The organism is Peribacillus sp. FSL K6-1552, from assembly GCF_038005205.1.
Lineage (GTDB): Bacteria > Bacillota > Bacilli > Bacillales > DSM-1321 > Peribacillus > Peribacillus butanolivorans.
Genome location: NZ_JBBOST010000001.1, coordinates 625,736 through 649,957, shown reverse-complemented (window position 1 = coordinate 649,957; position 24,222 = coordinate 625,736). Strand labels below are relative to the sequence as shown.

Annotated in this window: 21 protein-coding genes; 3 read left to right on the top strand and 18 right to left on the bottom strand. The window is 39.3% G+C overall.

Annotated elements, in window-relative coordinates:
- Window positions 1-336 precede the first annotated feature (336 nt).
- From NST21_RS03035 to NST21_RS03010, 6 genes are all read right to left on the bottom strand, one after another.
- Window positions 337-930, bottom strand: coding sequence for a MepB family protein (locus NST21_RS03035; RefSeq protein WP_340887645.1), 594 nt, complete (start codon window positions 928-930; stop codon window positions 337-339).
- 287 nt (window positions 931-1,217) lie between these two features.
- Window positions 1,218-2,702 (bottom strand): argininosuccinate lyase, encoded by a 1,485-nt coding sequence (gene argH, locus NST21_RS03030; RefSeq protein WP_340887644.1) that lies wholly within the window; start codon window positions 2,700-2,702, stop codon window positions 1,218-1,220.
- Between the two features lie 15 nt (window positions 2,703-2,717).
- On the bottom strand, window positions 2,718-4,406 hold the full coding sequence (locus tag NST21_RS03025; protein WP_340887642.1) for an ABC transporter permease: 1,689 nt from the start codon (window positions 4,404-4,406) through the stop codon (window positions 2,718-2,720).
- Window positions 4,403-5,515 (bottom strand): ABC transporter ATP-binding protein, encoded by a 1,113-nt coding sequence (locus tag NST21_RS03020; RefSeq protein WP_340887641.1) that lies wholly within the window; start codon window positions 5,513-5,515, stop codon window positions 4,403-4,405. The genes NST21_RS03025 and NST21_RS03020 overlap by 4 nt, the downstream gene beginning before the upstream one ends.
- A gap of 15 nt (window positions 5,516-5,530) precedes the next feature.
- Window positions 5,531-6,622 carry an extracellular solute-binding protein gene (locus NST21_RS03015; protein ID WP_053344385.1) on the bottom strand — a complete coding sequence of 364 codons (1,092 nt, stop codon included), beginning with the start codon at window positions 6,620-6,622 and terminating at the stop codon, window positions 5,531-5,533.
- Window positions 6,622-7,848: an ROK family transcriptional regulator gene (locus NST21_RS03010; protein WP_340887640.1), complete on the bottom strand. Its 1,227-nt coding sequence runs from the start codon at window positions 7,846-7,848 to the stop codon at window positions 6,622-6,624. Before NST21_RS03010 ends, NST21_RS03015 begins: the two co-directional genes overlap by 1 nt.
- A 271-nt stretch (window positions 7,849-8,119) precedes the next feature.
- On the opposite strand from NST21_RS03010, the gene NST21_RS03005 reads away from it, so the two are divergent.
- Window positions 8,120-10,627, top strand: coding sequence for an NEW3 domain-containing protein (locus NST21_RS03005; RefSeq protein ID WP_340887638.1), 2,508 nt, complete (start codon window positions 8,120-8,122; stop codon window positions 10,625-10,627).
- A 297-nt stretch (window positions 10,628-10,924) separates the two neighbouring features.
- Here the strand turns inward: NST21_RS03005 and NST21_RS03000 are convergent, their stop codons facing one another.
- The 8 genes from NST21_RS03000 to NST21_RS02965 form a co-directional block, all read right to left on the bottom strand.
- Window positions 10,925-11,659 carry an amino acid ABC transporter ATP-binding protein gene (locus NST21_RS03000; RefSeq protein WP_053344382.1) on the bottom strand — a complete coding sequence of 245 codons (735 nt, stop codon included), beginning with the start codon at window positions 11,657-11,659 and terminating at the stop codon, window positions 10,925-10,927.
- Window positions 11,656-12,300, bottom strand: a complete 645-nt coding sequence (locus tag NST21_RS02995; RefSeq protein WP_053344381.1) for an amino acid ABC transporter permease — start codon at window positions 12,298-12,300, stop codon at window positions 11,656-11,658. The genes NST21_RS03000 and NST21_RS02995 overlap by 4 nt, the downstream gene beginning before the upstream one ends.
- Window positions 12,301-12,357: 57 nt before the next feature.
- A complete protein-coding gene (locus NST21_RS02990) occupies window positions 12,358-13,134 on the bottom strand; it encodes a transporter substrate-binding domain-containing protein (RefSeq protein WP_056522466.1) in 777 nt (258 codons plus the stop codon).
- A 620-nt stretch (window positions 13,135-13,754) separates the two neighbouring features.
- Window positions 13,755-14,273, bottom strand: coding sequence for a YehS family protein (locus NST21_RS02985; RefSeq protein WP_053344379.1), 519 nt, complete (start codon window positions 14,271-14,273; stop codon window positions 13,755-13,757).
- A gap of 117 nt (window positions 14,274-14,390) precedes the next feature.
- Window positions 14,391-15,773: a 23S rRNA (uracil(1939)-C(5))-methyltransferase RlmD gene (rlmD, locus tag NST21_RS02980; protein WP_053344378.1), complete on the bottom strand. Its 1,383-nt coding sequence runs from the start codon at window positions 15,771-15,773 to the stop codon at window positions 14,391-14,393.
- Window positions 15,770-16,654 (bottom strand): DNA-3-methyladenine glycosylase family protein, encoded by an 885-nt coding sequence (locus NST21_RS02975; RefSeq protein WP_340887634.1) that lies wholly within the window; start codon window positions 16,652-16,654, stop codon window positions 15,770-15,772. Before NST21_RS02975 ends, rlmD begins: the two co-directional genes overlap by 4 nt.
- A 122-nt stretch (window positions 16,655-16,776) precedes the next feature.
- Entirely contained in the window at window positions 16,777-17,562 is a 786-nt protein-coding gene (pdaA, locus tag NST21_RS02970) for a delta-lactam-biosynthetic de-N-acetylase (protein WP_053344376.1), read from the bottom strand.
- A 395-nt stretch (window positions 17,563-17,957) separates the two neighbouring features.
- Window positions 17,958-18,143 (bottom strand): hypothetical protein, encoded by a 186-nt coding sequence (locus NST21_RS02965; protein WP_201183013.1) that lies wholly within the window; start codon window positions 18,141-18,143, stop codon window positions 17,958-17,960.
- A gap of 111 nt (window positions 18,144-18,254) precedes the next feature.
- Between NST21_RS02965 and NST21_RS02960 the strand changes: the two genes are divergently transcribed.
- Window positions 18,255-18,392: a hypothetical protein gene (locus tag NST21_RS02960; protein ID WP_162878737.1), complete on the top strand. Its 138-nt coding sequence runs from the start codon at window positions 18,255-18,257 to the stop codon at window positions 18,390-18,392.
- Between the two features lie 47 nt (window positions 18,393-18,439).
- Here NST21_RS02960 and NST21_RS02955 read toward each other — a convergent pair whose 3' ends face one another.
- Complete coding sequence (locus tag NST21_RS02955; RefSeq protein ID WP_053344374.1) at window positions 18,440-20,008, bottom strand: fumarate hydratase; 1,569 nt, start codon at window positions 20,006-20,008, stop codon at window positions 18,440-18,442.
- Window positions 20,009-20,324: 316 nt separating this feature from the next.
- A complete protein-coding gene (locus tag NST21_RS02950) occupies window positions 20,325-20,513 on the bottom strand; it encodes an SE1561 family protein (protein ID WP_053344373.1) in 189 nt (62 codons plus the stop codon).
- Between the two features lie 155 nt (window positions 20,514-20,668).
- Here NST21_RS02950 and yfkAB point away from each other — a divergent pair, with 155 nt between their 5' ends.
- Window positions 20,669-21,790: a radical SAM/CxCxxxxC motif protein YfkAB gene (gene yfkAB / locus NST21_RS02945; protein ID WP_377376603.1), complete on the top strand. Its 1,122-nt coding sequence runs from the start codon at window positions 20,669-20,671 to the stop codon at window positions 21,788-21,790.
- Between the two features lie 44 nt (window positions 21,791-21,834).
- Here the strand turns inward: yfkAB and NST21_RS02940 are convergent, their stop codons facing one another.
- Together NST21_RS02940 and cax are read right to left on the bottom strand one after the other, a co-directional pair.
- Window positions 21,835-22,650, bottom strand: a complete 816-nt coding sequence (locus NST21_RS02940) for a YfkD famly protein (RefSeq protein WP_053344371.1) — start codon at window positions 22,648-22,650, stop codon at window positions 21,835-21,837.
- Window positions 22,651-23,121: 471 nt separating this feature from the next.
- Entirely contained in the window at window positions 23,122-24,189 is a 1,068-nt protein-coding gene (gene cax, locus NST21_RS02935) for a calcium/proton exchanger (RefSeq protein WP_057218309.1), read from the bottom strand.
- Window positions 24,190-24,222 lie beyond the last annotated feature (33 nt).

Below are 24,222 nucleotides of genomic sequence, written 5' to 3'. Positions count from 1 at the left end.
TAAATCTGTTAAAGATATATGAAGTACTTCTTTGACGGTGGTTTTTTGGGGATTAAAAGTGCACCGTAAATTATACAATCGAAAGGCTCAGTCAAAAGACTGAGCCTTTCGATTGTTATGTATTCCATACCCCATAAAGGATACACGCTTCTTTTTTAGGCGTTTTTCTCCCTTAAACCGTCTATTTTTCTCTTAGTACATGAGTAATGAGTGACAGCATGAGTCATGGTAATCAGCAGATTCTTTTATTCTTTACTATGTTAAACGATAATGTTGAAAATTCATCAAATTATTACGACTCAATTGTACATATTCCCAAATCCATAGAGATCATAATTATTTTTCTAATTGACTTACGTGATTTGGACTGTAAAGCATTTGAACACGAACACAGTCTATTGGTGTATTTATAGGTATCTCTATGAAAAATTTTAGCTGCCATATCTGAGTTTTTTGTGCCTGGCGGCTAGTAGGCTTGTCCCAAGGTGGGTAAACGCGTATTGCTCGTTTACCACCTTTACCTTTATTAGATACTATATTCTGCTCAAATAAAACAGCTTTTGGAAATACAAACTGACCAAAGTTATTACCTTTGCGAGTACTAATAACAAACAAATCAACTGGATCTGATATGTCATATGGTTGAATCGCTCCATCCCCAATTCTCTCCCACAAAGTCACAAATTGTCCAACCTTTGTAGGTGTGATTTTAGCCACACGAAATCTAATGGAAAGGGTATTCAACTTGAATATATAGGCTCCATATTCAGCGTTTTGTGCTTCTATTAGTAGTTGTGAGAACTCAAACCTGCACGGGCTATAAACATGTTCCTTTGTTGCAAGAAGGTCACTATGAATAGTGTCAGAGGAAGCCCCGGAATTTTGAACGCTGAGATCTGATTCTAATAAGTCTTGATTTTTCTCATCCATCTGTTCTAATCCTCCATTTTAAAGCTTTCTAGTCATTTTACTATTTTCTCTTACAAAGCCATTCGATACATCTCACTCTCGTTCTGTTCTTTCATTTTAGAACATTTGTTCTCTATATTCAATTATCAACAGCATTATTTATCAGAGCCCTAGCCCTGTAAATAGTAGATGACATTTAAATAAAATGGAATGAACCTAAAAAAACCCAGGCAACTTCCTCCCGGGTCTTTAAACATTATGCTGACTTTGACACAGTTCTGCTTACGGGATTTTCCAAAGCTGCAACCTCAATATTCCACTAAAGCTTTCCTTCTATCATTCAAAGCTTTAACAATTTCCTTATATTCCTGCACCTGCTGTTCTAGTTTTTGTTTTCTATTAACAATCATCCTTGAAACTTCTTTCGGACTAGGTCCACCTTGAATGCTTCTAATCTCCACAAAATATTCGGGAGAGATGATTTTTTTCCATTCGTCTTCTGCTATATTCACTGTAACGAATTCATTAATAATCTTGTTAATGTCTTGTGTGTCCCAGTCATATAACTCTTTCCCTTCACTTATCGACCGTTTTGCAATATGACTAGCTATGGAATGAGCTTTCCTAAATGATATCTCGTAATCTCTTGATAGAGTATCTGCTAATTCAGTAACCGTGATACTAGATTTTGCGGCCATTTTTTTTGTATGTTCTTCATTTACTTTCAAGGTTGATATGACTGCATACATTAGTTTCATGACACGGCCTGCATTCGAAAATGCTCGATATAAATGCGGCTGTAAATCATCTTCCGTATCGACGATATCACCAAATGGAGTATTGTGGATCATATTCATTGCAGCAAGCGCATCACCATACGCACTGCTGGCAATCGATCGGGAATGTTCAATTGATACTGGATTTCTTTTTTGCGGCATGATACTGCTTACTTGAACATAAGGATCTGCCACATAAAATGTACCAAACTCCCTTGTCACATGCTGCAAAAAATCTTGAATCCATCTTCCAGTATTGACCATGCACGTCATAATTGCAGTCGCAGTTTCTAATAAATAATCGGCCCCGCCAATCGAGTCATAAGAATTTTCAACAACCGCCTCAAAGCCAAGCAATTCAGCGGTACGATTCCGGCTGATCGGAAAACCAGTTGTGGTTAATGCGGCCGCTCCCAGTGGGGATAGGTTCACCGTTTCATAGGCTGCCCATAACCGTCCAATATCTCTTTGAAGAACATCATAAATGGCTAGAAAGTAGTGGCCTAATGTAGTCGGCTGAGCTGGCTGAGTATGCGTGTAACCCGTAATATAGGTTTCTATATGCTTTTCAGCTTGCACCAAGAATGACTCACTCAATTGGTCTGCATAGCCAATTAATTGAAGAAGATGGCCTCTCAAAACAAGCCGATACATGGCAACTCCCATATCATTACGACTGCGACCGATATGAATCTTTCCTGCAAGCTCATGACCGATTTCTTCGCCAATCTTTGCCTCCATCATGAAAAATAAGTCTTCGAATTGAGGTTGATAGGTCAGGAGGGTGAGATCTGTTTGAGCCACTTTCCGAATCCCATCCAGCATAATTTTTGCTTCTTCTTCTTTAATAATCTTTTGTTCTGAAAGCATGATCACATGTGCTCGATGAATATCGAACATCACATGAAATAAGTAATCTCTTTGATCATTAAAAACGGGCATTAGAAGCTCTTCTACATATGTTTTTCCTGGAAAAACACTACCTTCATTTTTGATAAATTCATCCAGCTTGCTCATCTTTTTACCCCCGATTTATAAGGCTTTTTCTGCTTTGATTCCAAAAAACTTGTTCGAAATAAAAAGAACAAAAACAATCAGCGTGATTTGAATCATCCCATAAGCAGCTGCCTGCCCCATATTGAACATCCGAAGCTGATTCATAATTTCAATAGATATAGGTCTGTTAGAAATCGTATACAATAGGACTGAGGTTGGGAATTCTCCTACAGACTCGATAAAGGCTAATAATGTCCCTGATAAAACGCCAGGCATAATAATCGGTAAAATGACCTTTCTGAAGGTATAAAACCACTTTGCCCCCAAGTTTCTGGCTGCTTCCTCAATCGAGTCATCAAGCTGCTCCAGAACGGCGTTAGTTGAGCGGACAACAAGTGGGATATGTCTAACGAAATAGGCCAGAGGCAAAATCCAAAATGTTCCTACTAATATTTGACCGAATGAAAAAACGCTAGGTTCATTAAATGCGAATATCAAGTTCATCCCAATAACTGTTGCAGGTAAGGCCCATGGAATCATGACTAGAATATCAATAAAGCTTTTCCCAATGAATTTCCGTTTGACAAGAACATAGGACGCTATGACCCCAAACACCAAATTTGCTAGTGTGGCAATAACAGCCATTAGTAAACTATTTCGTAACGGTTTAAAAATATTAGGGTCTTCAAACAAAAGTCGGTAATTTTCCACATTAAATACTGTTGGATACGTTTGAAACGTCCAGGTTCCATCCGGCACAAGTGAAAGCAATAGAATCGTAAAGTGCGGTAAAAGCAGAATAAGTACGCCGATGATACCAGTTACCACCATCACCCACTTCATAAGCGGATTTTTCACTTCACTCCTGTGTGCCCCGATTCCTTTCGAAGCCATGCGGTAATCTTTCCTATTCTGATACCAACGCATGAATAATAGAAATGAAATCGAAACAATTGAAAGTATTACAGATTGAGTAGCAGCAATTTCCATATCACCATTAATTTTCGAAAAATATATTTGCAAGCTCAACACTCGGTACCCACCAGCTAATAAAAACGGGGCACTGAATGAAGCCATTGAAATCATGAATACAAGTAAAGAAGCGGCAACGATGGCAGGTGTTAATAATGGAAATGTCACCTTCCAAAATACCTTGAACTTATTCGCACCTAAGTTATATGCAGCTTCTTCAAGAGACGGATCAATTTTATTGATCGCAGCGGATACGGTCATATAAAAATATACATACATCGTATAGGCATGCACGATAAGAATTCCCGAAACCCCGCCAATTTTGAAAGGAACTTTATCAAGACCAAACAAATCCTTAATAGCATTTGGAATTAATCCTGATTCTCCATATAAAAACATAAAGGCCATAACCCCTACCAATGATGGAAGAACAATCGGCAAAATCGCTGCAGTTGAAAAGAAGCTTCTGCCTGGAAAATCGTAACGGTTAAAAATAATCGCAAGCGGAATACCAATCAAGGCACTAGCCAATACACTTAAAATTGATATATAAACAGAGTTCCATAGAGCTTCTAAGTTCGTTTTCGATTCCTGCACGAAGAAATCCTGATAATTTCCGAAAGATATCGATCCGTCTTTTTGCAAACTTTCGAAAAAGGTTCTCAATGATGGATAAAGAACATATGCAACGAGCACTAATACAACTGGTATAAGAAGCCAAATTGTCAATCTTGTATCACGATTTTTAATCATGGAGCATCACCGCTTATGACCGGGATGAGGCGCAGTTGTTTCTCCGGAAGCTGTACATACACTTCCTTCCCTTGATAAAAGTATCCGAATTCATGCGTGTTTAATACGTCCACCCTCAGTAACACGTTATGAACATCCACCATCACATTCACAACAGATCCAAAGAATTGGACAGATTCGATTTTTCCTTTTAAGATATTTGTTCCTTTTTCGACCGTGTCAAGAATACGGATTGCTTCAGGACGAATCGAAACTGCAAGGTTCTTTTCATTCTGTTGAATTAACTCTCCTTCATTAGTGTGATTATGTACAATTAATTTTACCGGTTCTTCACCGTTTTCTAGGGTAACCACTATATTCTCTTGTTGAACGTTCTTCACTTGAACGGACAATAGATTAATCTCACCAATAAAACTCGCCACGAAATCATTAGCGGGCTGATTATAAATTTCTGCCGGAGTCCCGACCTGGTGACATACCCCAAAATTGAACACGGCGATCCGATCACTCATGGATAATGCCTCTGCCTGATCATGTGTGACATAAATGGTGGTAATCTTATAATCACGCTGCAGCCTTAAGATTTCTGCTCTCATCTCATCACGAAGCTTGGCATCCAAATTACTTAATGGTTCATCCAACAGTAATATTTCCGGTTCAATAACAAGTGCTCTCGCAAGGGCTACACGCTGCTGCTGTCCTCCGCTTAACTGGCTCACTTGACGATCCGAGTAGTTCTCCAGCCTGACTTTGCGAAGTGCATCCAGCACTTTCCCCTTTAAATCGCTTGAAGAAACTTTTCTCACGCGCAATCCAAAGGCTACATTTTCAAAAACCGTCATGTGAGGAAAAAGGGCATAGTTTTGAAAAACCATGCCAGTATTTCTTTTCTCCGGAGGTACTCGCGTCATATCTTTGTCGCCAAATCGGACGACACCCTTTGTTGGATAATAAAACCCAGCAATCATCCGAAGGGTTGTCGTTTTTCCGCAGCCACTTGGACCTAAAAAGGTAAAAAACTCACCGTCTTTGATTTCCAGATTTAAATGATCGATAGCTATCGTTTTTCCGAAGGCTTTTTGGACATTCTCTATTTTTATTGACGCCATCCCAACGACACTTCCTTATTCTTTAATTTCTTTATCTCCACTTTTAATATTTTCGTCCCAATATTTCATCCACTCGTCACCTTTTTCTTGGAAAACATCCCAATCAATATCCATCGTTTTAATATCTGTTTCCGTGATCCATTCAGGTAAATCCGTCACATCACTTCTTGTCGGAATCCGGTAAAATTCTTCAGCTAAAATTTTCGCAGCTTCTGGTGAGTTCACAAACTCATAAAACGCTTCAGCTGCTTTTGGATGCTTGGCACCTTCAACAATGGCAATTCCTTCTGTCAACACCGGTGTTCCGCTTTCTGGAATAACAAACTCAAACGGATAGTTTTTATTTTCTTTCAGCATGACAACGTCCGGCATTGCCCAAACAGATAGTGAACCCTCTCCTTTGGCTACTTTGTTATACATCATTTCCGGGTTGGCTGAATATTCTTTTGTATTTTGGTCGAGCTTCGTTAACCAATCATAGCCCTCTTGAGGATCATTTGTATCCTTATACGTGCGATAAATCATCGAAGAAAAAATCGTCCTCATCGTTCCAGATGCTAGCGGATAGCGAATGATAATTTCATCTTTCCATTTCGGGTCAAGCAGCTCATCCCAATCTTTTGGTACTTCGTCTTTTGATAGTTCCTTGCTGTTATACATGATGACTTCTGGAGTCTGGCTCGTTCCCGTCCAATACCATTCTGGATCGTGGAACCCTTCATCAAGACTATCAGAATAGGTGGGTTGGTAAGCAGCTAGCAGTCCATCATCCTTTGCTTGGTTAAAGTTCGTGGAAGGTGCTCCCCACCAAACATCTGCCTGCGGATTAGTTTTCTCTGAACGAACACGATCAAGGATTTCCTGAGACCCCATGTCAAGCCACTCAACATCAATGCTATATTTTTCTTCAAACTGAGTCTCGAATTTTGATAAAATATCTTTTCCATGCGGTGAATAAACTACAATCTTATCTTCTAATTCACTTTTTTCTTCTTTGGCACCGCCTGCATTCGAATTCGTTTTTGTATCTGTACTGCTACATCCAGAAATCAATAAAGCTGCCGATAAGGTTAGCACTGAAACAAACGACTTTTTCTTATTATTCATTAATAATCCCCCTCATTATGAAAATTCAAAATGCTATCATGTTCTCTTAAAAATAGGGAAACCGCTCCCAAAACTCCTGCGTTTTCTCCCAGTTGTGAAGTTTTCATTTCTACTAAACTTGGAAGATATCGATCAACAATCTCCCGAATTCTAGGTAAAATGTATTCAGATGAATTTAATACACCACCTCCTAAAATAATGACCTCTGGATTTAGCAAGCTAGCTGCATTGACAATTCCGTAGGCTAAATGTTCGATGGCGTCATTAATGACAGCTATAGCTGTCGAATCTCCTTTTTTTGCGAACAAAAATGCATCTTCACCTGATAGTTCAGAAGACTGGGCCCGTTCAAAAAAGGAATGATGAGGATCCTTGAGAACTGCTCTAGTAAAATGAGCACCAATGGACTTTCCTCCTGCAACACTTTCTAAATAGCCATATCTGTGGAAAATCGGCTTAAATTCACGCTTCATATCCTCTTTATTAGTTACCATATATCCCATCTCTCCAGCTGCACTCGAAGCCCCTCTGTATAACTGGTTATTCAAGATAATGCCGCTTCCTATCCCTGTGCCAACTGCAATAAACAGTACATTTCGCTTATTCTGTGCGTTCCCTAGCCACTGTTCACCTAGCGCAGCAGCATTCACATCATTGTCGACAAAGATAGGGAAATCGAAATACCGTTTCGCTTCGGCTATAAATGGATACTGAATCCACCCTAAACTCGGTGCCTCAATCACTAGTCCACTTGCTGTTTGTGTAATACCAGGAATCCCAACTCCCATCCCTAAAATCCTATCTTTCGCGAACTGATTCTTTGCAATTAACCGATCTGTTTCAATAGCCATTTGTTTAAGAAGACCTGATTGTAGATAAATATTTGTTGAAAAACTAGTATCAGCAAGGATGTTGCCACTTAAATCACATAAAACGATTTTCACTTTTGTTCCGCCAATATCGGTTCCTATGATATATGCCGCTCGCTCATTGAAAAAGAGCTGGATTGGCCGCCTCCCGCCTTGAGATGAGGACTCTCCTATTCCTTTCTCAAATACCCATTTCTCCTGTATAAGTTCATCTACAACAAGAGAAACTGTCGGTTTACTAAGCTGTAGCTTAACAGCGATTTCAGCCCTTGAAATAGATGAACATTCTTGGATGCATTGAATGATTCTTTTTTTATTTACGTATTTTTGATGATTGGGTGTTCGCTTAAAACTCATCACATCACGGCCTTACATTATTTAGTTAGTAAATCTTACTAATTAAGTAAAAATATAACTTAAATGAAGAAAGTGCACAAGTTATTTTTTGATTATTTCAAATACTCTGTTTTTAATAGTTATTTCGGTTCATTTACAATTATAACCTATTATGTTATTTATTAGATAAGCTTTTTCATCAAGTTAGTTAGGTAATATTACTAACATACTTTTCATATTCTTCAAAGAAGCTTAGGTTTTTTATTAAATTTGAAAGGGGTTAAAGGAAGGCATGAAAAAAATTTTGGTACCTTTGCTTTCACTTTTGTTAGTTTTTTCACTATTGCCGCTCGCAGGTAGCGCAGCAAAAAAGGAAAAACCTAATGTTGAGTTATGGAATGCGGTCAAGCCACTCGAGACAACCGTTACATTCTTAAACAGCGGTGCCCACCCAGATGATGAGCGCAGCGACTTTCTCGCCTATTTATCGAGAGGGTTAGGTGTGAAGACCTCCAGCCTAATTGCAAACCGTGGTGAAGGCGGACAGAATGAAATTGGGGATGAACTGGACAATGCTCTTGGAATTATCCGTTCAAGAGAAATGATAGAAGCTGCAAAAATTACCGGGGTTAAAGCCTATCATCTCAGTGAAACAACCTCTGATCCCATCTATGATTTTGGCTTCTCGAAAACACCAGAAGAAACGTTAGAAAAATGGGGCGAGGAACTCACGTATGAACGGCTTATCCGGTTTATCCGAACATATCAGCCTGATATATTGATGCCATCCTTCCAAAATGATGATACCCAGCATGGACATCATCGCACAATGACAATCTTAAGTGAACGTGCTTTTAAGGATGCGGCTAATCCATCTGTTTTTCCACAACAATTGAAACAAGGTCTATCGGTATGGCAAGTCAAAAAATTATATTTACCTGTTTCCTCCGCAGATAAAGCCACCACATCCATTGAAATCGGTACCTATGACCCAATATACGGTATGACTTATCCACAGCTTGGAGAACAATCCCGCTATCTGCATAAAAGCCAAGGAATGGGCTCTGATATCCCTGCAGCACCTCGCCAGGTTCATCTAGATTTGAAACAAAGTGCAGTTGATACGAAAGGCCAGTCAGACCTTTTTGCAGGAGTACCTTATAATTTTACCGAATGGGCTGATAAACTCCCAGTTTCAGCTTCAAAGTTAAAATCTGATTTTAAAAATGTACAACGGGATTTGAACGCTGTTGTTGCGGCCTATCCGAATGACCAACGTGTTTTCACAACATCCCAAACAGCTCTTTCTCATGTACGTTCACTTACTTCGCAAATTAAAAAGGCAAAGCTAAACTCTGAGTTGAAGAACGACTTGCTTCATAAGCTCTCATTAAAAGAAGAGCAATTACAAAACGTTAGTTATGTCTCTTCAGGACTATATGTTCAGGCAAAATCAGCCTCCGCGATCCTTACAAAAGGTCAAAACACGAACGTAACCGTAACAGTGAAGAATACTGGAAAACAAACATTGAAAAAATTCTCTGCTAAATTGAACGTGCCTAAAGGATGGAAAGCTAAAATAAAATCTAAAGCAATCAATCTAGCACCAAATAAATCAGAGACCATCACCTACCAGGTTAACGTTCCAAAAGATGCTTCCTATTACCATGCTTATGACAAATCAGCAATTACAACCAACATTTCATATGAATCCGGTAAAACCAAGACTACCATCACAGAAGAATTGGAAGGAACAATTGCTGTCCTACCTGATGTGGGTCTTACCCTTTCACCTGAAGACATCGTGGTAAACACAGCAGATGTACAGGAAGAAATACCAGTAACCGTAACTGTAAAAAATTATACAGAAGGAAAAACATCAGCAAACGTCGCTTTAAAAATACCTAAAAATTGGAAAGTGTCACCTGCAAAAGCAACCGTATCATTTAATGAAAAATCAGAAGAAAAACAAGTGAAATTCACCCTTATACCACCGAAGACGATTCAAAATGGTGAATATCAGCTTAAAGCAGAAGCTACTGTCAATGGAAAAACCTTTGATTCTACCATTCAAGAAATTTCCTATGACCATATCGGAACATTCTATTATCAATACCCAGCAGCAATCAACACCGTTGCATTTGAGCTTTTAATGCCAGCTTCACTAAAAGTAGGTTACATTGAGAGTGGATTTGACAAAGTAGCCGATTACTTAAGCAACGCAGGTCTTAATATTACAAAGCTAACAGCTGATGATTTAGCATTAGGTGATTTGAGCCAATACGACACGATTGTTACAGGTATACGCGCTTATCTATCTCGAGAAGATCTAAAGACAAATAACGCGCGCTTACTTCAATACGTAGAAAACGGCGGTCACCTTGTCGTTCAATACCACAAACCTGGTGATGGATGGGATGCCCTGACGACTGCTCCATATCCACTTACAATCGGAAATCCCTCCATTCGCTGGAGAGTAACCGATGAAAAAGCCACAGTAAACGTATTGAAACCAGAATCAGCGCTTTTCAACTATCCAAACAAAATAACAACGGACGATTGGAACAATTGGGTTCAAGAAAGAGGATTGTACTTCCCAATGAAATGGGACGAACGATTTGAAACTTTCATTTCCATGGCTGATCCAAATGAAGAACCATTTGATGGTGGAATCCTAATGGCCAATTACGGTAAAGGAACCTATCTCTACACCAACCTTGTCCTCTACCGGCAAATTCAAAGCCAGGTACCAGGAGGATATCGAATCATGACGAACTTGATTAGTTACGGAGCCCAGTAACTAGAGAAGTAACCTGTGCAGGTGTTGAATGCATAGGTTACTTTTTTGTATGAATGTTTAGCCTTATTGAAGCTTGGCGCGGAACACGATTAACCTTTACCTCTAAAACAAAAAAAGTTATGCACAAGGATAGGAGATAGGCTTGAGGGATTAGGATTTCTCCTTTTTCTCTCTTTCCTTTGTCCACACGTTATGCACAACTTTAATTTATTTTAACTTCAACGTCGGTGAGTTTTATAAGCCACTTAAGTGATAAGCATTCACTCTTTTAGCCATTCATTCCCACACTCTACCTGCCTAAAGCACCTTACTTAAGAAGGCTTTGGTTCGAACATGCTGAGGGTTACCGAATAATTCATTCGGTTCATTTTCTTCTACAATATACCCTCCGTCCATGAATATGACACGGTCTCCAACTTCCCGGGCAAAGCCCATTTCATGGGTAACAACGACCATTGTCATACCTTCTTTAGCAAGTTGTTTCATTACCTCTAAAACATCTCCGACCATTTCAGGGTCAAGTGCAGAAGTCGGCTCGTCAAATAGCATAATCTTCGGATTCATGGCCAATGCCCTTGCGATGGCAACCCGTTGTTTTTGTCCTCCGGATAGTTCTCCTGGATAGCTATTTGCTTTTTCCCTTAACCCAACCTTATCCAGTAACTCAAGCGCTAATCTTCCCGCTTCAGCTTTATCGGTGGCACGAATTTTAATAGGCCCCAACGTTATGTTTTCCAACACGGTTTTATGAGGGAATAGATTGAAATGTTGAAAAACCATTCCAACCTCTTGTCTAACTTTGTTTATATTGATTTTCGCTTTAGGGTCAGTAATATCATGTCCGTTAATGACCACCTCACCGCCCGTAACTTCCTCAAGAAGATTCAGGCAGCGCAGAAATGTACTCTTTCCAGATCCAGAAGGTCCTATTACACAAATTACTTCCTTTTCTTTTATTTCTGCATTAATATCTTTTAAAACCTCGACAGTTCCAAATGATTTTCTCAGGTTTTTTACAGTAATGATGCTCATCGAACTTGTACCCTCCTTTCTATGAAGTTAGCAATAAGGGTTAACAAATAGATGATGATAAAGTAAATCACACCAACAACAAGCCAAATCTTGAACGCTTCAAAGGTTGCCGAAGCCTGAATCTGCCCTTGCTGTGTTAAATCCGCTATACCGATAACGGATAATAGAGATGTATCTTTTAGACTAATGATCGATTGGTTCGTAATGGTAGGAAGCATCCTTCTAAAGGCTTGTGGCAGTACTACATATCGCATTGTTTGAGTACCAGTGAATCCGATTGATCTTGCCGCTTCTGTTTGTCCTTTATCGATGGATTGAATTCCCGCTCTTATTATCTCAGCAAAATAGGCCCCTGCATTGATGGCAACGGTAATTATTCCAGCTGTAGTACTGTTTAAAGAAATCAAATTGAGTGAATTCACACCGAAATATATAAAAAACAATTGCACAATAAACGGCGTTCCTCGTATCGCATCTACATAAACCTTTGCAATCCAGTTCAAGATCTTGATAGGAGCAAGTCGCAGCAAGGCCACCACTAAACCAATCAAAAAACCTAGGATAATGGCAATTACAAAGATATAAAGTGTCACCTGAAGTCCTTTTAATAAAATAGGCAATGCCGCAACAATTATATCCATTCTATTCACCCCTTAGAAAAAGAAAGCGCGCTTTAAGCGCGCCTAATAAGCATAAATCTATTCACCAAGATAAGTTTTTAATATTTCATCGTATGTTCCATCTTTTTTAAGATTAGCAAGACCGTCATTTATTTTTTTCAATAAATCCTGGTTTTGCCCTTTCAATACAGCAATTCCATACTGATCTCCATTCAAACGATCACCTACGATTTTTAACCCAAGGTCTTTTTGAGCAATTGCATAGGAGATAACAGGATAATCTTCTATAAGTGCTTCGGCATTACCGTTTGCTACTTCCTGGAACATAGCTGGACTATCATTAAATTGAACAACTTTAATTCCTAGTTCCTTGGAATTATCCTGTGCATATTTAGCACCGGTTGTCCCTTTTTTCACTGCTATGGTCTTTCCTTTAAGGTCATCGACTGATTTAGTACTTGTATTATCTTTTTTAACAACCACTGTTAATCCTGCATCAAAATACGGCGTTGAGAAATCTACTACCTTTTTTCTTTCCTCTGTAATGCTCATTCCTGCAATAGCGACATCAAGCTGATTGGCTTGCATCGCTGGAATAATTCCACCGAAATCCATTGGAGAAAATTTGATTTTAAAATCCTGGTCTTTTGCTATTGCATTGATTAATTCAATATCAATACCTTTATAGTCGTTTCCCTCTTTAAATTCAAAGGGAGGATATGTCGTATCCACACCAACTTTATATACCTTTTGACTTTTCTCTTTCTCACCTGCATTTTTTTCATCATTGCTTCCACAAGCTGAGATAATGATAGTAAGAATCAAAAACATACTAAATAAACCAAGTTTCTTCATTCAAATCACTCCAATTCTTAGGTTATACGTGATAATAAATAATTCTCCCTATAATATAGCATAAGTATAAAGTATTATAATATGAATTTTTTGAATATATATTATTTTCTTTAAATAATATTGAGGGATGATTTTCCTAATCAGGTGATGGTAATTAGAAACTGGTATTGAAACGTATACTAAAAAAAGTTTCAATAGAATGGGCTTTTTACAATGAAACACCCTCATTGCTGTACTTCATTTTTCTCAATAATATATAAGGTCGTTCTTTCTCCCCTCTAAAAAAAGTTATGCACAAGGATAGGAGAAAGGCTTGAGGGATTGGGATTTCTCCTTCTTCTCTCTTTCCTTTGTCCACACTTTATGCACAACTTTAATTAGTGTCTACTATTTTATTTTAAAACTAATTTTGTTACTACTTCAACATGTGTAGAGCGTATGTGGCGGAACATTGGATTTTGGTGAAGTTTGCAAAAAAACCTAATTTTCTCAGGGTCATAAATGAGAAATTAGGATTCTTTTATTTCTTATTAACGGTTAAGTAACTTTCAAAAAAATTGAGCATTGGTATGAGCATCTCATTCATATATTAGTTTTAGTTCAACTACTTTGCTGCTCCCTTATCCCCTATATTTATAAGCTAACCCTTTTAAGAAATTCCTGGCGAATTTATCTCCGCACTCTTTATAATTTCTATGACCAACTTTTCTTAAGATGGCGCTTAATTCTCCTTTAGTTATCATGACTCCTGCTTCATCCAGGATATCAATCATATCCTCGCTTGTTAATGTCAGCGCAATTTTCAATTTCTTTAGCAGAATATTATTCATGCTTTCCTTATTCTTTGCAGTAGGTGCCGGGTTTTCTGGCTGGCCGGGTTTTGGTTCTTGTTTCCCTCTTTTAAAAATGATCAAGCCATTTAAAAAGGATTCCAACATCGTATTGTTACATTTTATACCTTCATCATCCATATCATCGTCGTCGTATTCATCATAGAAACCGTCTTTTGGTTTTGTGAGCATCTGCATGACTTCTTCTCTTGTTACTTCAATATCCCCAAGCTTAAATATCTCTACCATATCTTTATTTTTTATATCCAGAGCATATCTTAATCTAATTAAAATATCATGATTATGCATCCATAAACCTCCTGTATATTTCTTATTTTTTACAGTACCTTCATTATTTCACAAATGGATTGAAATAAACGCAGATGAAAATCCGAGAACCTTTTACAGATTCTCGGATCCTTCTGCTTATTCTTTCCTTTTCAACTTCGTCACAACTTCAACATGACTCGTCTGCGGGAACATGTCCACAGGCTGCATGGATTCTACGTTATATAAAGCGCTCAATTCTTGTAGGTCTTTTGCCAATGTGGATGGGTTACATGATACATACACAATGGTTTTTGGTTTGACCTTTAGGATAGTTTGCAGTAAGGATTGGTCCAGGCCAGTTCTTGGCGGGTCGGCGACTAATACGTCCGGTTTCCATCCTTCTTTGGTCCAGCGCGGCAGGATGTTTTCGGCTTTTCCTGTTTCGTAGTGCATGTTGGTGCGTTTGTGTTTTATGGCGTTTTTCTTGGCGTCTTCAATGGATTCTTTGATGACGTCCATTCCGCGAACCTCTTTTGCATCTTCCGATAGCCAAAGTCCGATGGTTCCTACGCCGCAATACGCGTCAACGACTTTTTCGGTACCGGTTAGGGCTGCCGCTTTTTTCACTTCGTCATACATGCGGACTGTTTGGACCGGATTAAGTTGGAAGAAAGTACGGGCCGATAGTTCGTACGATAGATCACCCAATGTTTCGTTGATGACTTTTTCGCCAGCAAGATGGATCGTCTTTTCGCCAAAAATAAGTGATGTATTTTGGTTATTAATATTTTGAACGACCGATTTCACTTCCGGCAGTTGGTCACGAATTTGCTTAAGCAATTGATCTTTTTGTGGAATTTCTTCCGCTCCTGTAACTAAGACCACCTGTACTTCGCCTGTTTCAAAGCCAACTCTTGTAATTACTGTTCGGATCACACCTTTTCTCTTTCTTTCATTATAGATCGAGATATTCAGGTTCTTTAGTATCTTCTTCACCGTACGGGTTACTTTATTAGTAGCCTTGTGTTGGACAAGACAGTTGGGAATATCGATCAAGTTATGGGAGTTCAAACCGTAAAGACCGGCAATCAATTTGCCATCTTTCTGACCGACTTGGTACTGACTTTTGTTGCGATAGTTCCAAGGATCTTCCATGCCGATTGTTTCTTGTATATTTAATGAAGAAATCGGGAATTTCGTATGACGTTCCATCGCTTGAATGACGATATCGCGTTTTTCAATAAGCTGTTGACTATAGCTTAAATGCTGTAGTTGGCAGCCACCGCATTCTGCGTAGATTGGGCATGGTGCGGCAATGCGGTGTGGCGATTCTTTCCGGATGGTTTTTATTTTTGCTTCAGAAAAGTTTGGCTGCACTTTTGTTATTAAAGCTACAATTTCTTCACCTGGTAATGCTCCTGGGACGAAGACGACTTTCTTTTTAAAGTAGCCGACTCCCTCTCCGTTTATGCCAAGCCGTTTAATGGTTAATGGAAGGGTTTGATTTACTTCTAGTGTTGTATCTTGCATGTTTGTCATTTCTTTTCACTCCGTTTTTCGATGCTTCTCCACAAATAGAGGGAAGCGTAGCTTAGATATGGAGCCCATTTTGCACTGTAGGTTTCCATTTCTTCTTGGGTTGGCTTCTGCGGTAAGCCGTATAAAAGTTTTATGGCGTTTTGAATGCCAATATCGGCTTTTGGAAAAAGGTTCGGCCTTCCAAGTCCAAAAAGTAGGAAGTTTTCAGCCGTCCATCTACCGATTCCGCGTATTTTTATTAGTATATCCATAACCTCTTGATCGGATAGCTCTGCCAACAGATCAAGATTAAGATGGCCATGAGTGATTTGCTGGGATAGTCCGATGACGTATTCAGCTTTTCGGCCACTGAATTGAATGGCTCTTAACTGTTCCACCTGAAGTTGTGAGGTCGCTTCCGGTGTTGGATAAAACCACACACCATCTATCTGGTAGCCAAATGTTTTCACGAACCGTTCCGTGAGTATATGCGCAAAAGACAAGTTTAATTGCTGATGTATGATGCATTTGACGAGGCAACTGTAATAATCGAAGTCCAAGACTATGGCTGTACCGCGGTGCTCTTCAAAGATTCCCCTCAAATCAGATTCTCGAAAATGCTGGGAAACGCCTTCTAATGGCTGATGCCAATGAAAAACCTTTTTTAACCGTTCAATTGCTTTAGACTTGTATTCCTCTGATTGACCTTTAATGATAAAGGTCGGTTCTTCGATGTTTCCTATTGCCTGAACATGCAAAACGACTGGTTCTTTTTCTATATAAAGCGGAACTTTTACCGTTCTGTTAGTAAAATCAACTACTTGAAGTGGGTCTAACGATAATCGTTCGAGAACAAGGTCGAAATTATATGGTCCCTGGACCTGTAATTTTTCCGTCCACACAAGCGATCCATCCTTTAGCAGTTTTCCACGTATTATAGCATGTTTCCTGAAATATTACTTAAAAATGAGGAGAATGGAAAAAAGCGGGACCTGTAATTTCACTTCAGGTTCCGCTTTTTATTTTAATAAAGCATTCGATTTGGCAGGTGTTTTTCAATCATTAATTCATCCAGGCTGCTGAATGTGTATCCTTGTTTTTCAAGATCAGTCAAAATCGAGTCAAGCGCCTCTGCATTATCTTTTGAAACAGTATGCAGTAATAAAATCGCCCCTGGATGAATCTGTTTAAGCACTTCATCATGAGCGTAAGCTGCACCTTTTTGTTGGTCAACGACCCAGTCTTTATAAGCAAGCGACCAGAAAATGTGGTAATATCCTTCTTTTTGTGCGACTTTCATTGTTCTCTCATTGAATACACCACGCGGCGGCCTTAGGTAGTTCATCCCCTGTTGGCCCGTTAATTTTTCAGTTGCTTTTTTAACCCGTTGCAGTTCTGTGCGAATGACTTCATCCGTCACACTGGTCATATCAGGGTGATTCCAGGAATGGTTTCCGACGATATGACCTTCATTCGCCATACGGACAACAAGCTCCGGTGCGGTTTTTAAATAATGACCAGTGACGAAAAATGTTCCTGGGGCCTTATGTTTTTTTAACACATCTAAGATCTGTGCCGTATATCCATTTTCATAACCATTATCAAAGGTTAAATATATGTTTTTTTTCGTTGTGTCACCTTTATAAATTGCTTCATATTTAGGCAGCATTTCATTGAAGTTTTTTCCTGCATCGGCAGGAGTTCCGTTTTTCCCTTTATTGAAGCCCCAATTATAGGACTCCGCAAAAGCCGGACTTGCTAAAGAGCAGATCAAGCATATAAAAACGGATAGAATCGCCATTTTTTTCATTGGATTATCCCCCATGTTCTTTTTTTCTTAGTGTTTGGAACATGAAGATTTATATGCATGATATTGTCGTAGGTCGAATTTTTCGTGGTGACGGTCGAAATATTGTTCTGTAGGACGAATTATTGCCGGTTACGGTCGAATTTTTGTTCTGTAGGACGAATTTTCCCCGGTTACGGTCGAATTATCTTTCTGTAGGTCGAATTGTTGCCGGTTACGGTCGATTTTTCATCATGTAGGTCGAATTTTTTCCGATGACGGTCGAATTATACCCGATGACGGTCGAATTATTGTTCTGTAGGTCGAATTATCCCCGGTTACGGACGAATTTTATCCACAACGAACGAATTCCACGCAAAAAAGGCCTATCCTCCTAAAAGGATAGGCCCCCTATCTATTTACCCTTTAAATAACGCCTGTACCGCCTTCCAAATGATGACGATGGCAAAAACGATAACGGTTACAATTCCAATTACGTCTAAAGTTGGTTCAAGTCCGGAGAAAATCGTGCCTGCCACAGGAAGATGGATGAAAGCAAAACCTGTTAACATTGCGACAAAGAACAATAAGATGCTATTTTGCATTTTACTCCCCCCTTTCTCTTCTAATGTATGAGCAAAGGTGCAAAAAGATTGTACTTTTTTAAGGCAATAATAGCCTTTTTTTTCATATACATTAGCAAGGGGGCGTATACAATGCTGGAATGGGTGATTACGTTAGGTTTTATTGGTTGTCTGGGATTAGGTGCGGGACTGTTTGTTTATTTTGTGAAAAGTGGATTGAATTTAGGGGATTCAAAAAGGATTGATCCATTGCCGAAAATAGAAGAGTAAGGTAAAAAGACGCTCAACCGAATTGGTGAGCGTCTTTTGCATACATCTTATTTAAATACAGGTTCTTTGAATTGTGACAGTTTTTCTAATGAAGATTGCTGTACGTCTTTATGCAGGCTGTTTCCATGTGAATCCATGGTAACAACTGCGGTAAATCCTTCAACGTTCAAGTGCCACATTGCTTCAGGAATACCAAATTCAGTGAAGTTCACACCTTCGACTGATTTAATGCAGTCTGCATAATATTGAGCTGCGCCGCCGATCGCGTTTAAATAAACACCACCGTGTTCGCTTAGTGCTTCTAGTGTTTTTGGACCCATTCCGCCTTTACCGATAACAGCACGAATGCCAAATCTTTTCATGATATCCCCTTGGTATGGTTCTTCACGAATACTAGTTGTCGGACCTGCAGCTTTCACGTGCCATTTACCTTCTTCGTCCTTAAGCATAACCGGCCCACAATGATAGATAATCTGTCCATCAAGGTCAATTGGTGCAGGGTTTTCAGACAAGTGCTTGTGTATCGCGTCACGGCCAGTATACATTCTTCCGTTAATCCGGACTACGTCACCAACTTTCAGCTCACGGATTTGTTCTTCCGTAATTGGTGCCTGAAGGATGATTTCACGCGGTGCTTCAACTTCAGCTTCTATTGCTGCGGCTACTTCTTCTTTCGCTGCTTTTTCTGCTTCTAGAGCAAAGTCAATTTTCTCGCCATCTTGATATAGCCATTCATTGATTTCTCCTGTTTCTGGGCTCACTTTCACACCTAAGCGACGGAAAGCCCAACAGTTGTAAGCAACCGATACGAAAAAGCTTGCCGGAATACGGTGCATGACACCAATTTTACAGCCAAGCAGTGTTGTTTCGCCGCCAAAGCCCATCGTGCCGATTCCCAATTCATTAGCCGTCTCCATGATATACTCTTCTAGTTTACGAAGATCCTCATTCGGATTCACATCTTCGTTACTGCGGAAAAGTTGAGCCTTAGCCAAATCATATCCGGATGAACGGTCTCCCCCGATACCAACGCCGATGAACCCTGCGCTACAGCCTTGTCCTTGCGCTTGGTATACAGAATGAAGAACACATTTACGGATTCCGTCTAAATCACGGCCGGCTTTACCTAATCCTTCAATCTCCATCGGAAGACTGTATTGAATATTTTTATTTTCACAGCCGCCGCCTTTTAATATAAGACGCACATCAATGTAATCTTTTTCCCATTGATCGAATTTCATGACAGGAAGACCTTCCCCAAGGTTATCCCCGCTGTTTTCACCTGACAAAGAGTCAACTGCGTTTGGACGAAGCTTTCCGCCTTTTGTTGCTAAAATGATTGCATTTCGAATTGCTTCTTTTATTTCAAGTTGGTTCACACCAACTGGAGTTTTAATTTTAAATGTCGGCAGACCTGTATCCTGACAAATCGGTGATACATTGTCGTCAGCCATTGTAATATTATTCGTGATTGTTGTTAGGCTCAACGCTGAACGCGTACCTGCATTTTCACGTTGTTTCGCACTTTTGACCGCACGACGAACATCCTTTGGAAGATTCGTTGAAGTTTCAACGATAAGACTGTACATACTTTCTTGGAATTTTTGAATATCCAAATTTCTCTTCCCCCTCTTATTTCCCCTAGATTTAATCATTCACCGCTTCTCTATATAAGAGCAAATGATACAACACCCGTTTTATTATACATCTAACATAATCTTTCGAAAACAAGTAATTAGTTTTCTTAATGAAAATCGGTGTGAAGAGAAATAATCATGGCGTTAAGAATAGCATAAAGCAAAAAAAATTACCGATAATTACCTAATTTAAAATAACCATTTTTCTTCCTTACATATTAAAAGGGATGACGAGTAAATAGCGTCATCCCTTTATGAATATTAATTATAAAAAAATCATACTATCGTACAGATATTATCCTTCTTTGCGCGTTTTAAATTGTTCTACTTTAACTTCCAAATCATCAAGCATGCCGATTAAGCGATCAATATCTTCTAATTCTGTATTTTCTGGTTCAATATGGTCAAGAACCTCCATGAACATCGTGAGGCGTTCTTTTAAGTATGTTAATTGTTCGTTTTTACCTGTAATGGTTTTTCCCATGAGGCACTCTCCTTCCGTTCTTCTTCCATCGTAACGAAATCCTCTTGAAAGTGCAATGGCAAGCTAAAATGAAGCTCTCCGCCATTTGACAATTTTTGTGCCCATTGTTCATAATGGGTTAGTGCATTATTACGTAAGGAGTTTTAAACATGTCTATAATCAAGCAAGATCTTTTAACACCAATCACACCCAAGTATGATCCTTGGGAAGCATATATGGACGTTGAACAATACGGAAAGCTCAGTCTTACCAATGTCGAATTCACAACCACTACCCTTTGCAATATGCGTTGCGAACATTGTGCTGTCGGTTACACACTTCAGCCAAAAGACCCGGATGCTCTTCCTTTAGAATTAATAATTCAGCGCCTCGATGAGATACCATTGCTTCGCTCGCTAAGTATAACTGGCGGTGAACCAATGCTTTCTAAAAAACAAGTGAAAAATTATGTTTTACCTTTATTAAAATATGCTCGTAACCGTGGAGTTCGTACCCAAATCAATTCTAACTTGACCCTTGACTTGGAACGGTATGAGGAAATCATACCCTATTTGGATGTTCTTCATATTTCCCATAACTGGGGAACGATCGATGAATTCATCGATATCGGTTTTGCCATGATGGACCGTAAACCTTCGCGCGAGCAACGAAAAAAGTTATTTGATAAAATGATTGAAAATTCCCGTGCCCTGACAAAAGCAGGTGTACTAGTTTCTGCAGAAACGATGCTTAATAAACGCACCTTGCCGCATCTTGAGCATATCCACAGACAGATTGTCGATGAAATGGGATGTCAGCGCCATGAAATACATCCGATGTACCCAAGTGATTTCGCCTCAGCACTTGAAACGTTATCATTGGAGAACATGCGCGAGGCGATTCATCATCTACTTGATATTCGGGATGAAAATGTATGGATGCTTTTCGGAACGCTCCCATTCTATCCATGTAACAACAGCAAAGAAGATTTAGAGCTGCTTCAGCGGCTTTACAGTGCTAAAAAAGTGACAGTTCGGAATGACCCTGATGGACGCTCTCGTTTGAATGTCAATATTTTTACCGGAGAAGTCATTGTTACCGATTTTGGGGATGCACCTACTTTGGGAAATATCATTGATCAGCCGTTAACCGAATCCTATGAAACATGGATGAATTCGAAGCTGGCCAACGAATTAAACTGCCACTGTTCGTCGGTTAAATGTCTCGGTCCGAATGTTCTTGTCAAAAATGCATATTACCCTAAAGAAGACTTCAGCGTAAGAAAGTCTAATATATGAGAAAAAAACTCGCCAATCAGGCGAGTTTTTTTACTTCACCCTCATTACCGTGGCTGTTGCGAAACAGTAAAGCTGAAGGAAACATGGTCCTGAACTGGTATCCAAGCGCCGATGCCTTGCGAGGTAATATTTTTAATCGTAATCGAGCGTTTATTTCCTTTAAGGTTCAAATATACTTCCCCATAGGTGACCTTACCTTTTTCATTGACGGCAGAAGCATAGCTAGATAAATAACCAATCCGATTTGAAGCAACATTGTATACTTCATCTTTTTTCGTACCAGCTCCAACAATCGTTTCAAAAGCGAGTGGCAAATGGGTCTTTTCCGTAGCTTTTAATAGCATCATCTTTTTAACATCCTCGGCCTTAGGAATTTTCGCTGTTAGTCCACCACTCACTGCCTTTTGGTTTTCTTGGACATAACGGATTCTGTATGGAACATCACCGCCGCGATTATCATAGTAATTCATATTGATCTTTTGATATTCCCAATTGGGGGCCGTCTCGGAAGACTCGTAATTCAACGCCCAATGGCCAAGGTAAATGGTCGCCCTGTAACCAAAAGCAAGCGGTGCTTTTGCAATTGCTGATTCATTCAACATATGAATGAGTTCTGGATTTTCAATCTTAATATCCGATGAATCAATCAACTGTTTAGCAAACTCACTCGGCTGCAGCATTGGAAGATCCTGAGTCGAGTTCGGATACGTATTCTCCTTCGCAATATTTAATACGGAAGGTGGGATATTCACCTTGTTCGGAGTTGTTTTATCTCCGGCTGATATAGGGGCTGCAAAACTTACATTCGCCTGAATAAAGGCAGTTAGGGCAAACACTGTAATAAGAATAAGTCGTCTCATGCTGTAGCACTCCTTTAAAAGGTTCAATCATTTTGTTTATAGATTTTGTTTTTACTCAACATTCTATACATTTCAATAACATGTTGATTTTGTAACAAATTTGTAAAGTTCAGAATATTTACTTTTTTATATAAATCGGTTATACTTAACTTACATTATAAAAAGGAGGCGAAATCGTTCATACCTAATAAACGTTCAGGAGGTATGCTTATCGATCTAAGACACCCTTTTCAAGGATGACAGAAAAACGAATTCGCCACTTACTTAAATTTGATGTAAAAGGATGGTGTAACACTCTAGAATTATTTCTCAACTTTAACAGAAGCATGATGAAAAATTTTGGATTAATTTATGAATGGTAATTTACTAATATAGAAATGACTCTGCTAAAACAACCTGGGCAGAGTCATTTTTATTTATATCCGCATTTCTCATAAAGAAAGACCTCCCGATTAGGAAGGCCTGACACTCTTATAATAAGTAAAATCCAATCCCCATAATAAAGTAAGCAGCCAACAGGGTAAGCCCTTCAAACCAGTTCGTTTCCCCGTCATTCGAAATCATAATCATTAGAAAGACAGCCGTAACCATAGAAATCAACTCAGGCAATGTGAAAACAAGCGGCATATGTGTTGGATACATTAATGATATCAACACTAGGACAGGAGCAACGAACATCGCTACTTGCAGCGTAGAACCGACTGCAATCTCAACAGCGACATCCATTTTATTTTTATATGCCATAATAACGGCTGATGCATGTTCAGCCGCGTTACCTACGATGGCAACGATAATGACCCCGATAAATAACTCTGTCCACCCGAACGTCTCCCCGACTTCACTGAAAGTATGAACAAGTTTTTCCGATACGTAAGCAACAGCCAATGTAGCAACAGCTAGGATAGTAATGGCCTTTTTCTTGCTCCATTCCGGTATTTCCTCTTCATGTTCCTCATGGGCTTCTCTTTTTTCCGCATGCTGATAAACCCCGCGATGAGTAACTAATTTAAAGAATAATGCCGCTAAGTATAATAAGATTAAAATAACGGAAATTCCGACACTTAACGACATAGTACTTGATTCGCTCATGTTTTGAGTGAACACTTCCGGTATCACGAAAGCAACAATAACGGCGAAGATTAGCAGACCAGCGTTATGCCTTGCATCGAACACATTAAATTTCTGCCGTTTGTACCTCGTCCCCCCAATAAAAAAGGAAAGTCCTGCCACCAACAATAAGTTTCCTAATACCGATCCAGTTAAGGAGGCTAATACGACGCCCACTAGCCCTGCCTTTAATGAAAAAATGGAAATAATCAGTTCCACTGCATTACCAAAGGTTGCGTTCAACAGTCCACCAATCCTTGGGCCCATCACAATCGCTAGACTTTCCGTTGCCCGGCCCATAAAACCTGCGAGCGCTATAATTGTTAAACAATACACGATAAACATGATTACACTCGGCCAATGCATCAAAGAACCTATAACTGATAAAGGGACACCTAAGAGGACGAGCCCCAAAAATATTTTATCCACGATCTTTCTCCTCACAATCCTATATGCAATTTAATA